Annotated in this window: 12 protein-coding genes; 11 read left to right on the top strand and 1 reads right to left on the bottom strand. The window is 39.2% G+C overall.

Annotation, left to right across the window (positions count from 1 at the left end; genetic code table 11):
- Positions 1 to 4: 4 nt before the first annotated feature.
- From ACUN24_RS25935 to ACUN24_RS25895, 9 genes are all read left to right on the top strand, one after another.
- Positions 5 to 1,837, top strand: a complete 1,833-nt coding sequence (locus tag ACUN24_RS25935; protein ID WP_445565104.1) for a RagB/SusD family nutrient uptake outer membrane protein — start codon at positions 5 to 7, stop codon at positions 1,835 to 1,837.
- 59 nt (positions 1,838 to 1,896) lie between these two features.
- Complete coding sequence (locus ACUN24_RS25930) at positions 1,897 to 2,868, top strand: hypothetical protein (protein WP_445565103.1); 972 nt, start codon at positions 1,897 to 1,899, stop codon at positions 2,866 to 2,868.
- A 79-nt stretch (positions 2,869 to 2,947) separates the two neighbouring features.
- Positions 2,948 to 3,928 (top strand): basic secretory protein-like protein, encoded by a 981-nt coding sequence (locus tag ACUN24_RS25925; RefSeq protein ID WP_445565102.1) that lies wholly within the window; start codon positions 2,948 to 2,950, stop codon positions 3,926 to 3,928.
- 478 nt (positions 3,929 to 4,406) lie between these two features.
- Positions 4,407 to 5,078 carry a basic secretory protein-like protein gene (locus tag ACUN24_RS25920; RefSeq protein WP_445565101.1) on the top strand — a complete coding sequence of 224 codons (672 nt, stop codon included), beginning with the start codon at positions 4,407 to 4,409 and terminating at the stop codon, positions 5,076 to 5,078.
- 40 nt (positions 5,079 to 5,118) lie between these two features.
- Positions 5,119 to 7,407, top strand: a complete 2,289-nt coding sequence (locus ACUN24_RS25915) for a GH92 family glycosyl hydrolase (RefSeq protein ID WP_445565100.1) — start codon at positions 5,119 to 5,121, stop codon at positions 7,405 to 7,407.
- 159 nt (positions 7,408 to 7,566) lie between these two features.
- The gene (locus tag ACUN24_RS25910) at positions 7,567 to 8,970 is read left to right on the top strand and encodes a 3-keto-disaccharide hydrolase (RefSeq protein ID WP_445565099.1); all 1,404 of its coding nucleotides are present in this window, start codon (positions 7,567 to 7,569) and stop codon (positions 8,968 to 8,970) included.
- Between the two features lie 11 nt (positions 8,971 to 8,981).
- Positions 8,982 to 10,943 (top strand): hypothetical protein, encoded by a 1,962-nt coding sequence (locus ACUN24_RS25905; RefSeq protein ID WP_445565098.1) that lies wholly within the window; start codon positions 8,982 to 8,984, stop codon positions 10,941 to 10,943.
- Positions 10,944 to 11,542: 599 nt separating this feature from the next.
- Positions 11,543 to 12,232, top strand: a complete 690-nt coding sequence (rpiA, locus tag ACUN24_RS25900) for a ribose-5-phosphate isomerase RpiA (protein ID WP_445565097.1) — start codon at positions 11,543 to 11,545, stop codon at positions 12,230 to 12,232.
- Positions 12,233 to 12,635: 403 nt separating this feature from the next.
- Positions 12,636 to 13,025, top strand: a complete 390-nt coding sequence (locus tag ACUN24_RS25895) for a LiaF transmembrane domain-containing protein (protein WP_445565096.1) — start codon at positions 12,636 to 12,638, stop codon at positions 13,023 to 13,025.
- Between the two features lie 261 nt (positions 13,026 to 13,286).
- Here ACUN24_RS25895 and ACUN24_RS25890 read toward each other — a convergent pair whose 3' ends face one another.
- Complete coding sequence (locus tag ACUN24_RS25890; protein WP_445565095.1) at positions 13,287 to 14,273, bottom strand: GlxA family transcriptional regulator; 987 nt, start codon at positions 14,271 to 14,273, stop codon at positions 13,287 to 13,289.
- 163 nt (positions 14,274 to 14,436) lie between these two features.
- Between ACUN24_RS25890 and ACUN24_RS25885 the strand changes: the two genes are divergently transcribed.
- A complete protein-coding gene (locus tag ACUN24_RS25885; RefSeq protein ID WP_445565094.1) occupies positions 14,437 to 14,856 on the top strand; it encodes a VOC family protein in 420 nt (139 codons plus the stop codon).
- Entirely contained in the window at positions 14,853 to 15,230 is a 378-nt protein-coding gene (locus ACUN24_RS25880) for a DoxX family protein (RefSeq protein ID WP_445565093.1), read from the top strand. The genes ACUN24_RS25885 and ACUN24_RS25880 overlap by 4 nt, the downstream gene beginning before the upstream one ends.
- Positions 15,231 to 15,251: the final 21 nt, after the last annotated feature.

Genomic DNA, 15,251 nt, shown 5'->3' with positions numbered 1-15,251 from the left:
AAGAATGAAAAAAATATTGATATATACAGTTGGCACATTACTGATTGTTGGTAATTATGGCTGTAAGAAATTTTTAAACCAAGTACCTGATGATAGGCTAACCTTCGATCAGATGTACGAAAAAAAGTCTACTGTTGATCAGGCATTGGCAAACGTTTATTCTACACTTCCGGATCAGGATCAGGACCGGTCACCGTCAACAGGTGGAAACATTGGTCCGTGGACAGCTGCTTCTGATGAGGCGGATTACACCTTGCCAAACTTTAGCGAGAACGTAAATTCGGGTGCATGGGATGCAACCAGTGGCGCGGTAAACTACCACTGGCAAAAGTTTTATCAGGGAATACAATCTGCCAGTTCTTTTATGGCGAATATTAACAGGTGTACTGATTGTAACATTGGTGGAATTGACATTGTTAACCGTTACTACAGCGAAGCCAGGGCTTTAAGGGCTATTTATTACTATTATTTAGTGAGGCAGTATGGCCCTGTAATTCTATTGGGCAATGATCCAATCGCATCTGATGCTCCGCTACCGGAAATCAGCAAGCCACGTAATTCAATGGATGAATGTATCGATTATATTGTAAGCGAATTAGAGGCAGCAAGCTCGCGTTTACCTGCAACACCACAAGCGAGCCAGGATTATGGACATATTACTGCTTCAGTTGCTGATGCCTACAAAATAAAAGCATTATTAACCGCTGCACGTCCGTTATTTAATGGAAACACCGATTATGCCAGCCTTAAAAATCAGGATGGTAAACAATTAATCAGCCAAACTGCTGATGTTGCAAAATGGACAAAAGTGGCAACTGCTGCAAAAGCATTTTTAACCAACTCCCGTTATGCAAATTATGCACTTTATAATGTTGCTGCTACTCCTGCCGGTTTGCCGGATAATGCTTTTAACAGGGCTTTCATTGCTACAAGAGATGTATTTTTAAACGGTTGGAACTCAGAAATTATTTTTGGCAGGGGAGGTGATGTTACGCTTTATCAATATTCATTGGCACCAAATCACAACGGTGCTTCTGATGGCGATAAAGGCGGATCTTTTCTATCTCCTTCACAACAGTTAGTAGATGCTTATTTTACAGCAAATGGGTTACCAATTGAAAATGATCCGACTTACACTGCGAGTGGTACTTCGGCCTATCAGGCGCCAGATCCGAATGATCAGGACGGACCAAGGACAATCAGCAATATGTATGTTAACCGCGAGCCTCGTTTTTATGCAAATATTACCTATAGCGGCCGTAAGTGGATTAATCCATCATCAAATATTATCACAAGTTTTGAATTTAACGGTAATGCCGGCAAAAATGCTATTGCCAACAACGATTATACTAAAACAGGCTATACCTCAAGAAAGCACTTAACTGTTGCAGGTTGGACAGAGGGCAGACCTATCTTTACCATGATCAGATTAGCAGAGATCTATTTAGATTATATAGAGGCATTGCAGGAGTCGAATCCTTCAGATCCTGATATCTTGATTTATTTAAACAAGATCCGTGTTAGAGCAGGTATAGCGCCTTACGGAAGTGGCGCTGGTGCATTACCTGTACCAACCGATATGAGAGATGCGATCCGCAGGGAAAGACGTGTTGAATTGGCTTTCGAACTAGACCGCTATTTCTATACCAGGGAGTGGAAAATTGCAGAAACTACCGACAAGCAGATCAAGGGTTTAAATATTACCCAAAATGCACCAGGATTTTTTACACCAGTGGTTACCGAAAACAGGGTTTTCCAAAAGAAACACTATTTATGGCCTATACCAAATGGCGAAATTCAAAAAGTTCCTGTAATTGTACAAAATACAGGCTGGTAAAATACATATAGCACCGGGTGTTTCACCCGGTGCTTTTTTTAAACATTAATACTAGTGCTATGAAAAATATTTTATCGTTATCGGCAATTGTACTATTTGCTGTGTTAGCTTGCAACAGTAAAAAAGCACCAGTTGAGACCGTAAAGCCAGCACCGCCGTTTATAGAAAGTGTAGATCCACCAGATGCACCACCAAAAACATGGAAGGAGCATTGGTTTGAGCATGTGCAATTGTTAAACCGGGTTTATTATGATACCAGCGTAGTGGTTTATTACGATGGCGATGTTAAACCAACTATTGCCTGGCCAAAAACATACATGGCAGAAGCCTGGAATTATACCAAAAAAACTTACGGCAAGTTTGGAGATGATAGCCGCTTATTTGTAATTTATCATGCAGGTAAATATAGCGGAGGTCATCCGGGTACTTATCTGGATGCAGGGCACGATTATAGAAACGTAACCGATTGTGGTGCCAGCAGTTTCGATGCCTGGACTACCGGCATTGATAATGATATTGATTTGTCTACCCACGAAATTGGTCACATTGTAGAAGGAGCATCAAAAGGGGTAAAAGAATCGCCGGCTTTCGATATCTGGCATGATAGTAAGTGGATGGAGATTTATCAATACGATGTGTATTTAGGCTTAAACAGAACCGCCGATGCACAACGTTGGTACAATAAAATGATGGCTGTTACTGACAGTTATCCTAAGGCAGGAACACAATGGTTCAGGAATTGGTTTCTTCCAATTTATGATAACTATGGTAAAGCAAAGGTTTTAAATGGCTTCTTTACCTTATTGTCTCAACAATTTCCTAAGCAACAACTCATTGTACAAGGTAAAAGCTATCAACAATATATCAGGAAAATGAATTTTGGTGAATTTATTCACTTTTGGAGCGGTGCAGCGAAAGCAGATTTGGCACCACTGGCATTAACGGCTTTTGGACCGAAGGACGAAAAAGGAGCAGACTGGAGCCCCATGCTGGCCAAGGCTAAAACCGATTTTCCAGCCATCACTTATTAAATTACACTATATAAACCAAAAGAAATGATTTTGTCAGCAGCAAGATCATTTCTGCTTTTCAAAACTCACAAAAAAAATCATGATTAAGAAGTTGTTAATATTCGCGTTTATATCTTTTATAAGTGCTAATGCTTTCGCTCAAAATAGAGAAAGAGAGTACAAAGTTACCATTAACGATAAAGATAGTGCAACTAATTCCGTTGTAAATGCCAGGCTTAAGGCTGCTTTTTTTCAGGTTTACCCAAAATTTGCCCAGGCAGATGGATACCGTACCAAAAGAAATGTAGTGTTAGATTTAGTAACGGAAGAAACACCAACAATACAAGCTAAAGCCGGAGAAATTAAAGTAAACAGTCAATGGGTTAAAAATAAATCGCAAAAGAAAATCCAAAAGGAACTATTTACCGCACTTTCAAAAAACTGGGTTTCTTACAGTAAAGAAAAACACAAAGGTTATGAATTAACATTTATCAGCAAAGACCCGAATTTAGATCCAATGGTAAGGAAGAAGTTAATTGCTACTTATTTTGAAATCTATCCAACTTTGGTTAAAACATTTAACGATAAATCTACACATGATGTATTATTTGTGGTAGATACAGCGTACAAAGCAGTTGCAGAAGCAAGCGGAAATAGAATTTTATTTAGTGCTGGTTACATGAAAGCACACCCAACCGATATTGATGTGGTAACACACGAAACTATGCATATTGTGCAGGGTTATGGCTATAGTGCCGGCCCGGTTTGGTTAACTGAAGGAATCGCCGATTATGTACGCTATAAATATAGCGTAGATAATGTAGGTTCGAAATGGAGTTTACCAGCCTACAATGAAAAACAGAATTACACCAATAGTTACCGGATTACCGCGCGCTTTTTTGCCTGGTTGGAGCAGAATGTAAAACCTGGTTTAATTGCTGCGTTAGATCAGCAACTAAGGGCACACCAGTACAGCGAACAATCGTGGACTTCCTTAACCGGAAAAACACTAGATCAGCTTTGGGAAGATTATAGTAAAGAACCTCAAAAAGTAAGCCTTACTTATAGCAGCAAAAAGTAATTATAGAGAAGTCAAGTTTTAAATAGCACACTTGCCATAAAACTTGACTTCTCTTTAGGAGGAACATTACCAAAAGTTTGCATAGAACGGTCGTCATCTCAATAGCTATCGGATGAAAAGCAGAAGAATGGAGATCCTTCGACTCCGCTTAGGATGACTACTTAACGAAACGATCGTCATCTCGACTGGAACGCAGTGGAATGGAGAGATCTACATAGAAAGATTTAGCTTTGCTGAGCACTCCGTGGTTCTCGACTGCATTGCACGCCGCCCGAAACGACGACCGCTTAAAAGAAAATTTACAAAGAAGCCAAGTTTTACAAGGTATGTGCGAATAAAAAATTGCCTCCTCTAGTACGCGTTTGTAAAAATAATCATCACTAAAGTAAAATTTTTGATCATTTACTAAAACGTTTTACATATTATATTTATTTTGCAGAACTAAACACGCTAACCAAAATAATAATAACACAGATAAATGAAAAAAACAGCTATTCTTTCGATTTTTGTAATGCTTGTTTCCGCATTTTCATTGCAATTAAAAGCACAGGAAATTACCAAAAAGAACGGTTATACCTTATCGTTCGAAAGCAATTTTGCGGCGCTGGATCCACAATTGAAAAAGCGCTTAATTAAAACCTTTTTTGATGTTTATCCAAAACTGGCAAAAGAATACAATCCATCAACCGTAAAAGTGGTAAAGTTTTTTGTTGATACTGCTTATGATGGTGTTGCCGCAACTGCTGATGGAAAAGTAACCTTCAGTTCCATGTGGATGATTAAACATCCCGAAGATATTGACGTGGTTACCCACGAAGTGATGCACATTGTGCAGGATTATGGCCGGAGCGTTGGGCCGGGTTGGTTAACAGAAGGTATTGCAGATTATGCCCGCTATAAATTTGGTGTAGACAATGCAGGCGCTAAATGGTCACTTCCTGCGCTGAAACCAGATCATAGCTATACAAACAGTTACCGCATTACAGCAGGTTTTTTTGCCTGGATGGAAAAAAGCATAAAACCAGGGATTATTAAAACCGTTGATGCTTCTTTAAGAGACCATACCTATACCAAAGATATCTGGACAAAATTAACAGGTAAAGATTTAGATGCACTTTGGGCAGATTATGTTAAAAATTCTCAAGTTTAGGAAAATAAATACAAGCATATAAAAAACACAAACACAACAAATGAAAAGATTATTTATCGCCTTATTGAGTGTCGCGGCATCAACCAGTTTCGCGCAAACAATTGGCAAAATCACAGATCCGGTAGATTGGATTAACCCATTGATGGGAACAGCTTCGAAACCAGATCTATCCAATGGAAATACCTACCCGGCAATCGGATTGCCATGGGGAATGAACATGTGGTCGCCACAAACCGGTAAAAACGGAGATGGATGGGCCTATGTTTACGATGCCGACAAAATCCGTGGGTTTAAACAAACACATCAGCCTTCGCCCTGGATGAACGATTACGGCGCTTTTTCTATCATGCCTGTTACTGGCAAATTAAGATTTACTGATGATGACCGTGCAAGTTGGTTCAGCCATAAAGCAGAGGTTTCTAAACCATATTATTACAGTGTTTATTTGGCAGATGCTGATGTAACTACCGAAATTACCCCAACAGAAAGAGCCGCCCAGTTCAGATTTACTTTCCCTAAAACGGATAGTGCTTATGTGGTAGTGGATGCGCAGAACAAAGGTTCTTATATCAAAATTATTCCTGCAGAAAGAAAAATTATCGGTTATACCACTAAATATGCCCGTGGTCCACTGCCTAAAAATTTCAAAAACTACTTCGTAATCTATTTCAACAAAGATTTCAAATTGGCTAAAACCTGGGATGATAAAAAACTTAACGATAAAGATTTAGAGTTAACCGTCGATCATGCCGGTGCTGTTATTGGTTTTGCCACACAAAAAGGCGAGCAGGTACTTGCAAAAGTGGCCTCTTCATTTATTAGTTTTGAGCAGGCCGATTTAAACCTAAAAAGAGAATTGGCTAACGATGGTTTCGATGCCACTAAAGCAAAAGGTAGAGCAACCTGGAACAAAACCTTAAGTAAAATTGCGGTTGAAGGTGGTACGATTGATCAAACCCGTACATTTTATTCTGCAATGTACCGCACTTTGTTCTTCCCCAATAAATTATATGAAATTGATGCACAAAACCAGATTGTTCACTGGAGTCCTTACAATGGCCAGGTTTTACCAGGTTATATGTTCGCTGGTACAGGTTTCTGGGATACTTTTAGGGCATTATATCCTTTCTTAAACCTGGTTTATCCTTCAATTAACAAGGAAATGCAACAAGGCTTGATTAACGATTACAAAGAAGGTGGTTGGTTGCCAGAGTGGAGCAGTCCGGGTTATGCAAACATTATGGTAGGTAATAACTCTGCTTCAGTAGTTTCTGATGCTTATATTAAAGGCATGCGTGGTTACGACATCGAAACGTTATGGCAGGCATTAAAACATGGTGCAAACAACGAAGGCCCGATGGAAGCCGTTGGTCGCGATGGAGTTAAATATTACAATGAATTGGGTTATGTACCTTTCGACGTTAAAAAGAATGAAAATGCCGCTAAAACCCTGGAATATTCTTATGACGATTTTACCATTTATCAACTGGGAAGAGCTATGGGTAAACCCGCATCAGAAATTGATATCTATAAGAAAAGAGCCATGAACTACAAGAATCTTTTCGATCCGGCTTCAGGTTTAATGCGTGGCAAAAATCAGGATGGAACTTTTCAAAGCCCGTTCAGCCCATTTAAATGGGGCGGTGCATTTACCGAAGGCAACAGCTGGCACTATACCTGGTCTGTTTTTCAGGATATAGATGGTTTGGCCAAATTAATGGGTGGCCATAGTAAATTCGTAACCAAATTAGATTCTGTGTTCTCGATGCCTCCGGTATTTGATGAGAGTGCTTATGGCGGTGTAATTCACGAAATCCGCGAAATGCAGATTGCAAACATGGGTCAGTACGCACATGGTAACCAACCTATTCAGCACATGATTTACCTGTACAACTACGGTGGAGCGCCTTATAAAACGCAGTATTGGGTAAGAGAAACCATGAACAGGATGTATAAAGCTACTCCGGATGGATATTGCGGTGACGAAGATAACGGACAAACTTCTGCCTGGTATGTTTTCTCGGCAATGGGCTTCTATCCGGTAACGCCAGCGGTTGATCAGTATGTTTTAGGCGCTCCTTTGTTTAAAAAGGTAACCATTACTTTAGAAAATGGTAAAACGGTTGTAATTAATGCAGCAGCCAATAGCGATAACAATCGTTATGTTCAGTCTTTACAAATGAATGGTAAACCATATTCTAAAAATTGGATCAGCCACAGTGGTTTGCAAAAAGGTGCAGTATTAAATTTCAATATGACCGCAATGCCGAATAAAACCAGAGGTTCAAATCCAGTTGATTTTCCTTATTCATTATCAACAGAAAAATAGAAAAAATAAAGACTGTATCATAAAATAGGGTTGTATCCTGTCCAAAGGACTCCTACGGAGAGCCTGTCGAAGGACAGAGTTAGTTTACACTTTATGATACAGTCTCATTTTTAAAGCAATAACTGGCCTCGATAGGGCTAAAACTAACAAACCAAATATATGAACATCTCAAAGACGGGTTTTACAGCCATTTGCTGGCTTTTCGGAACCCTGTTGGCCTTCGGCCAGCGTATTGATCTCAAAGATCTTTCAGCCTTTAAAAATCCTTCAAATTCTTGGTCGCTTGCACAAAATGTAGTAGCCGACCTAAATGCTGAAAACGTTTTAAAAACAACCAAAGGTGGAGGCATTTTAGTTAATCAATCAACCGCGAAAAAAGCAGGATCTGATTTATACACCGCAAACGAATATGGCGATGTAGCCGTAGAATTAGATTATTTAACTGCAAAAGGAACAAATTCTGGCATCTATCTTCAAGGTAATTATGAAATCCAGATTGACGATGCATGGGGATTGAAAAATGCCACATCATCAAACAATGGTGGTATTTACCAACGCTGGGATGATAGTAAACCCGAAGCCGAGAAAGGATTTGGTGGTGTTGCTCCCCGTCAGAATGCAAGTAAAGCGCCAGGTTTATGGCAGCACATTAAAATTATCTTCCAGGCACCAAAATTTGATGCATCAGGAAAAAAAACGCAAAATGCTAAAATCATCAGCGCAGAACTAAATGGTGTGCTGATCCACGAAAATGTTGAGTTATTTGGTACAACCAGAGGAGCTGCAGGAGCTGAAAAAGCAAAAGGACCTTTACGTTTGCAAGGCGATCATGGTTCGGTAGCATTCAGAAATATTCAAATCACTGAACTATCCGAAATTCCAAAACCAAACCAAAACGATGGTGCAGACCCAATTTATATTGAAGCAGCTAGCAACAATATGATCAGAAGTTTTGTAGATGTAGCCCCTGGAGTACGCTCGGTGCACGCTATTTCGGTAGGTGGGCCAGAGAAAGTTGCCTATAGCTACGATTTGGATAATGGTACATTATTACAGGGATGGCATGGTGATTTTATCGATGCTACGCCAATGTGGGATGGTCGTGGAAATGGTACTTCACGTGCTTTAGGCAGTGTTACCCGTTTTACTAAAAAGCCAATTTTAGCCGTTGCAAAATTAGCCAGCGATCAGGATAAATGGATTACTGACACTATTGGTACTGGTTTCAGAACCAAGGGTTATGTAATGGATAAACAGGATCGTCCGGAGTTTAAGTACATCATTAATGGAACAAATGTTACTGATGCCGTTAAAGTGATGGAAAATGGACAAGGTTTAACGAGAGAGATTACTATTGATAAACCATCAAAAGATTTGTATTTCCTTTTGGCTACTGCTTCAAACATTGAAGAAGCTGGCAAGGGTTTGTATTTAATTGATGATAAAGCGTATTACATACGGCTTGGTGAAGGGGCTGCAAAACCGGTTATTAGAAATATTGATGGCAAATGGGAAATTATTGCAGCCATTGGAAGTAAGTTGAATTATACCATTTTGTTTTAATTAGAATAACAATGAGAAATACATTTAAAAAATTAGCAATACTGGCATTAAGTTTTAGCTTTACTACAGTTTTTGCACAAGAAACACCGAAAGAAGAAGATTTTTTCAAGATAAATAAAGTACGCGTACCTGAAGGTCCCATTTTAGAAGTTGGTGGACTGGTTACCTTACCAAATGGCGATTTAGGGGTATCTACCCGTAGGGGAGAAGTGTACATCGTAGAAAACCCTACAAGTGCCAAGCCTTACTGGCGCAGATTTGCCTATGGTTTGCACGAAATTTTGGGCATTGCCTATAAAAATGGTGCAATCTACGTAGCGCAGCGCGGCGAGTTGACCAAATTGATCGATAAAGATCAGGATGGCAAAGCCGATGTATACGAAACCATTTATGCATGGCCTTTAAGCGGTCACTACCACGAATATAGTTTTGGTCCGAAAATAATGCCTGATGGTACTTTTATGGTTACCGCAAACGTAGCCTTTGGCGATGAAGAATGGTGGCGTGCTGAAAGTCGTGTACCCATGCGTGGTTGGGCGATGAACATTACCGAAGATGGTAAAATGAGTCCTTATGCTGCTGGTTTCCGTTCACCGGCGGGTATTGGTAGTATTGACGGTCAGTTTTATTATACCGAAAACCAGGGCGACTGGGTAGGTTCTGGTGGTTTATGGAAAGTAAACAAAGGAGATTTTATGGGGCACCCGGCCAGTTTAAGGTGGACAAATCTGCCTAATTCTCCTGTTAAACTTCAGTCAGATTTCTTTTATTCTCAAATAGACGAGCGTAGAACCAAAAATGAACAAGGAAGATACATTAAACCAGAGAATAGGGTAAACGAAACGTTTAAAACCTTATTCGAAATGAAGAAAGTATTCCCGGAATTGCGTTTGCCATCAGTTTGGTTACCTTATGGTATTTTGGGTATTTCATCAGCAGAACCAGTTAAAATTCCTGCCAATACATTTGGGCCATTTGCTGATCAGATTTTAGTTGGTGATCAGGGAATGAGTATTATTTCAAGAATTTTTATGGAGACGGTGAAAGGTGAAGAACAAGGCGCCGCTTTCCTTTTCCGTAAAGGTTTCCGTTCAGGAGTATTGAGGTTAGAGTGGGGCACTGATGGTTCGCTATTTGTTGGAGAAACCAACCGTGGTTGGGGCTCGGCAGGTGATGCCAACGAAGGTTTAGAAAGATTGGTGTACAACAACAAAACCCCTTTCGAAATGAAAGCTGTCAGGGCAATGCCGGATGGTTTTGAAGTGGAGTTTACTATGCCGGTTGATCGTAAATCGGCCGAAGATTTAGCTTCGTATGACGCAGAAAGCTTTATTTACAAATATCACCCTGTGTATGGATCGCCTCCGGTAAACACCGAAAAATTAAAAATCTCTGGGGTTAAAGTTTCAGCAGATGGTTTAAAAGCCAGAATTATTGTGAAAAACCTTCGCCAATATTATATCCATACCTTAACGTTAGATGGTTTAAGATCTCAAGATGGTTTTTATTCTTTAGTTCATCCGGTAGCTTATTATACCTTGAACCAGATTCCTGATGGGAATAAACTTTCTGCCAATGAAGTAAGTACCAAAAATTCGGCAACACCTATAAATGTTCCTGCTAAGAAAACAGCTGCACCAAAGGCAACAACTGGAAAAGCTCCTGAAGCAAAAGGAACGCCTACTCCGGCTAAGCCTGTGGCTGCTGCTAAGGCACCTACTTTTAAAGAGGTTGAGGGCTTGTTAACTAAAAACACTTGCCTGGCCTGCCATAATCAAACTAACAGGCAGATAGGCCCACCCTTCGTAGAAATTGCAAAACGTAAATATTCACCGGAAAAAATATTTCAGTTGATCCACAATCCACAACCACAAAACTGGCCGGGTTATTCAACAGAAATGCCTCCAATGCCGCAGGTAACCAAAGCCGAAGCTTTAAAAATTGCAGCCTGGATAAACTCTTTAAATAAATAAGTTGATTGTTAGGAAACGGTTGGTAGAAATACCAGCCGTTTTTTGTTTTATAAGAAAATCAAGTGTGTTGATGTGTGGGGGGTAGATGAGCAGAAATTTTTAATTGAAGCGTCACCCTTAATTTATTTCAGGGTCTATTAAATGAAAAGATCCTTCGACTACGCTCAGGATGACAAAATGTTTAGAAAAAGAAATGGGGATTCCACTATTGCAGAATCCCCATCATCTAAATTAACGCTCTCATATACATAAACGCTGTAAAAACGATTTATTGCATTAGCAGTAAATTTTTTTTTGCCTTGATTTGTGAAAACAATTCAATCACCGTAAGCCCTCGACTGAAGTGTATGGAATAGAGAAATCTATGCGATAGTTCGTCACCCTTAATATTTCAGGGGTTATTAAATGAAAAGATCCTTCGACTACGCTCAGGATGACAAATGCTCATAAAAGAAATGGGGATTCCACTATTGCAGAATCCCCATCATCTAAATTAACGCTCTCATATACATAAACGCTATAAAAACGATTTATTGCATTAGTAGTAATATTTTTTTTCATTTTTTGCGATGTTTATCATTTAAACCTATTTTTACTTTATGGCTACTATAGATAAAACTCAACAAGATGCAGAAAAACTGGCGGCCGCCCAGGCAGCAGTGAAATTTGTTAAAGATGGCGATGTAGTAGGCCTGGGTACGGGATCTACCACCACCTTTGCCATTAAAGAGTTAGGTAAACGTGTAAAAGAAGGGCTTAAGATAAAGGCTGCTGCAAGTTCCATTCGGACACAGGAGCTCGCTGAGTCGCTAGGGATCGAAATTCTTGACCTTGGGCGCTTAAGCAAAATTGATATCAGTATAGATGGAGCCGACGAATTTACAGAATCACTAAATTTGATTAAAGGCGGAGGCGGGGCACTGTTTAGAGAGAAGATAATTGCTTCACTTAGTGAAAATGCCATCATCATTACCGACGCTTCTAAAAAAGTTAAAAAATTAGGTGCTTTTACCGTTCCTGTTGAGGTAGTTCCATTGGCCTATCAATATGTATTCGATCAAATTAATAAACTTGGTGGAAAGGGTATATTGAGAACTGTAGAAAGCCAAACATTTATTACGGACAATGGTAACCTGATTATCGATGCCGATTTTGGTCTTATTGATGACCCTGCAAAATTAGCTTTTAACCTCAATCAAATTAATGGATTATTGGCACATGGCTTATTCATTAACATTACTTCAAAAGTAATTATGAGCGAAGGGGCAGATATTATTATTTTTGAATAGGGTTAACTGTTAAATCGTATAAAACGGTTAACTGTAAATTGAAACTGGTTATGGTTCATTTGTTTGATCGGTTAATAGTATAAATAGGGTATTCATAAACAGCTAAATTCGTCATTGCGAACCGAAGGCGTGGGGATGCGAGTTGTGTGAAGCAATCTTTTATTCAGCCACTTTTGTTGTATTAATATGATCAGTTCTTCAAATCGATTAATCGACTCTGGACTTCGGACTGCCGACTCCGGACTAATCAACAATTTCACCGATAATTTCTTCTTTTCTTAAATAACCATAAATTTTTACCGATAGTTTTATTTCACTCACCGATAAAAAAACACAACTAAGGGAAAAGCCATTCTCCAGCATTGCTATTCCTGATACATTTGAATCATAAAAACAAACGGTCATGGAAAATTTAATCAAAAAAAATCACGCAGATAAACAATTTGGTCTAGGCATTTTAATTATCGCTATCGGTTCGGTATTCTTATTAAGAAACTCGGGAATAGATGTTCCATACTGGATCTTGAGATGGCACACCATTATGTTAGGTATCGGATTGTGGATGGGTTATCGTAAAGATTTTAAGGGAAGCAGCTGGTTGGCATTGACGATTATTGGTGGCTTATTCACTTTTAGAGCGATAAACATATTTGATTTTGATCTGTTTAGGATTAGTATTCCAATGGCATTAATCGGATTAGGACTTTATGTAATTTTGAAACCTAAAAAAACACAAAACTTCGATCAGTATTTTGAAAAGAAACCAGTTGATTTTACTGATAAAGAAAGCTAAAATTCTTAACTCCATCATATACCTTAAAAAGAGACATTTTTTAACAATGTCTCTTTTTTTGCTTAGTAGCATAGGGCACGGAGCTTCGATCGCTATGGGCTTTGCTCCATGCCCTTTGCATTTTTGCCAAAAAAGAAACGGGGATTCCACCCTTAGGCAGTATCCCCGTCATCTAAATTAACGCTCTCACATACATAAACGCTGTAAATAGAATATATTGTGTACAACTTAAATTTTTTTATTTTTTTTCTGAAGATGCAGTTAAACCTGCAAAACAAGTACGGCTTTATGGTATTTATTCCGGTACTCAATCGGTGTTAAACCAGTAATTTTCTTGAAAACATCTCTAAACGATTTGGTATCGGTATAACCTACATCAAACATTACCTCTGTTATATTTTTTCTGCTTGATTCGAAACTTCGCTTTGCAGCCTCAATTTTAACCCTCTGAATGTACTCGATCACTGTGTTTTTAGTCGCACTTTTAAATCTCCGCTCAAAACTTCTTCGTCCCAATGCCAGCATATCAGCCAGTTGATCTACCGTAATCCGTTCCTGGTAATTGCCATCAATAAATTCCTGTGCTTTTTTAATTTTAGCATCTTCATGGCCCTTTTGCCCCTGAAACATCATAAAAGCCAGCTGACTTTCGCGGTCGATATCTATGGCAAAGTATTTGGCCGCTAAAATGGCGGTATCTCTATCTGTATGTTTTTCAACTAAATATAAAAGTAAATTCCAGTAGGAGTTTGCACCACCGCTGGAGTATAAACCCTGAGCATCAGTGATAATACTGCCATCTACCAGCTCAACTTCAGGAAACATTTCCCTAAACTGATTGGCAAACAGCCAATGCGTAGAACATTTCCGTCCATTTAATAAACCGGTTGCAGCCAATAAAAAAGCACCCATGCAGAGCGAGGCCACTTCTGCACCTTTAGCGTGCTGCTTTATAATCCATGGCAATAAATCCTGGTTTGCTTCCATTGCATAACCTATATTTCCGCTAATGGCCGGCACAAAAATAAGGTCTGTATGTTCAACCTCATGCAAAAGTTTATCGGCATGCACAGAGAAAAGACTATTATTCAGCCTTACCTCATTCGTCATTCCTACAAGTTCAACTTTGAAAAGCGGCAATTTGCCCGATGCCTGTAAAAATTCGTTAACAGCGGTAAATAGATAGCGGGGATCTGCAATGGCTTCAATCACGGCAGTCTCTGGAATTAAGATAGATACATGTTTCATTATTCAAATATAACGAGGCTAATTGTCGTAAACAACCCCCGCAATTGTCGTTTCTGCGTGTTCGGCTTACAGTAATCTCCCTGTATGTTTGCATTGTTAAGGATTGATGCCAAAATGTTTAATGGAAGGAACGACTGTTGTGCGCATCAAAAAATAGGAACAAATGGCTAGCATAAATTCATATCTCACTTTTAACGGTAACTGCCGGGAAGCAATGACTTTTTATCAGAAATGTTTGGGGGGAGAACTGACGTTTGAAACCATTGGAGAATCGGTTATTGTAGATAAGATGCCGAATAGTATGAAACGGAGTATTATGCATGCTGTTTTAACTAAAGATGATTTGGTGATTATGGCAACAGATATGGTTGAAGAAAGGGGGCTAGTTAAAGGAAACTCCGTATCTATGATGCTCAACTGTAATTCGGAACAAGAAGCCCAGGCTTTTTACGATAAACTATCAGCAGGAGGGAAGGCTTCGCATCCAATACAATCAACATTTTGGGGAACAATTTTTGGTGATTTAACAGATCGCTTTGGGAATAACTGGTTAATAAATTACGATAAAAACAGGTATATATGAAGAAGCTAAAAACGTGGTATTGGATTGCCACCATTATTTTTGCATTAATGATGATTATGGACGGCATTGGAGGAATTACTCAACAGGAAGCAGGCAAAGAAGTACTTAAACATCTTGGCTACCCCACTTATCTGCTCATCATTGTAGGTATTGCAAAATTGCTTGGGGCGTCATCTATCCTTCAAAATAAATTTAAAACCATTAAAGAATGGGCCTATGCAGGTTTTGCCATTAATTTTATTGGTGCCTTTGCCTCAAGGGCACTTGTAGGCGATGGTATTTCGCTTTTAATCCCGCCACTTATTGCTTTGATCATTATGTTTATCCCGTATATGTTATGGAAGAAACTGGCATCAAATGTTAAAATTAGTTAAAACTAAACGGCTAGTTTAGTT

The organism is Pedobacter sp. WC2501, from assembly GCF_052682415.1.
This window is presented reverse-complemented; position numbering and strand designations above follow the sequence as displayed.

Excerpts from the sequence above, each read along its gene's own strand:
- ACUN24_RS25880 (WP_445565093.1), top strand. The coding sequence starts at position 14,853 with ATGAAGAAGCTAAAAACGTGGTATTGGATTGCCACCATTATTTTTGCA.
- ACUN24_RS25910 (WP_445565099.1), top strand. The coding sequence starts at position 7,567 with ATGAACATCTCAAAGACGGGTTTTACAGCCATTTGCTGGCTTTTCGGA.
- ACUN24_RS25935 (WP_445565104.1), top strand. The coding sequence starts at position 5 with ATGAAAAAAATATTGATATATACAGTTGGCACATTACTGATTGTTGGT.
- ACUN24_RS25890 (WP_445565095.1), bottom strand. The coding sequence starts at position 14,273 with ATGAAACATGTATCTATCTTAATTCCAGAGACTGCCGTGATTGAAGCC.
- rpiA (WP_445565097.1), top strand. The coding sequence starts at position 11,543 with ATGGCTACTATAGATAAAACTCAACAAGATGCAGAAAAACTGGCGGCC.
- ACUN24_RS25925 (WP_445565102.1), top strand. The coding sequence starts at position 2,948 with ATGATTAAGAAGTTGTTAATATTCGCGTTTATATCTTTTATAAGTGCT.
- ACUN24_RS25930 (WP_445565103.1), top strand. The coding sequence starts at position 1,897 with ATGAAAAATATTTTATCGTTATCGGCAATTGTACTATTTGCTGTGTTA.
- ACUN24_RS25895 (WP_445565096.1), top strand. The coding sequence starts at position 12,636 with ATGGAAAATTTAATCAAAAAAAATCACGCAGATAAACAATTTGGTCTA.
- ACUN24_RS25920 (WP_445565101.1), top strand. The coding sequence starts at position 4,407 with ATGAAAAAAACAGCTATTCTTTCGATTTTTGTAATGCTTGTTTCCGCA.
- ACUN24_RS25905 (WP_445565098.1), top strand. The coding sequence starts at position 8,982 with ATGAGAAATACATTTAAAAAATTAGCAATACTGGCATTAAGTTTTAGC.
- ACUN24_RS25915 (WP_445565100.1), top strand. The coding sequence starts at position 5,119 with ATGAAAAGATTATTTATCGCCTTATTGAGTGTCGCGGCATCAACCAGT.
- ACUN24_RS25885 (WP_445565094.1), top strand. The coding sequence starts at position 14,437 with ATGGCTAGCATAAATTCATATCTCACTTTTAACGGTAACTGCCGGGAA.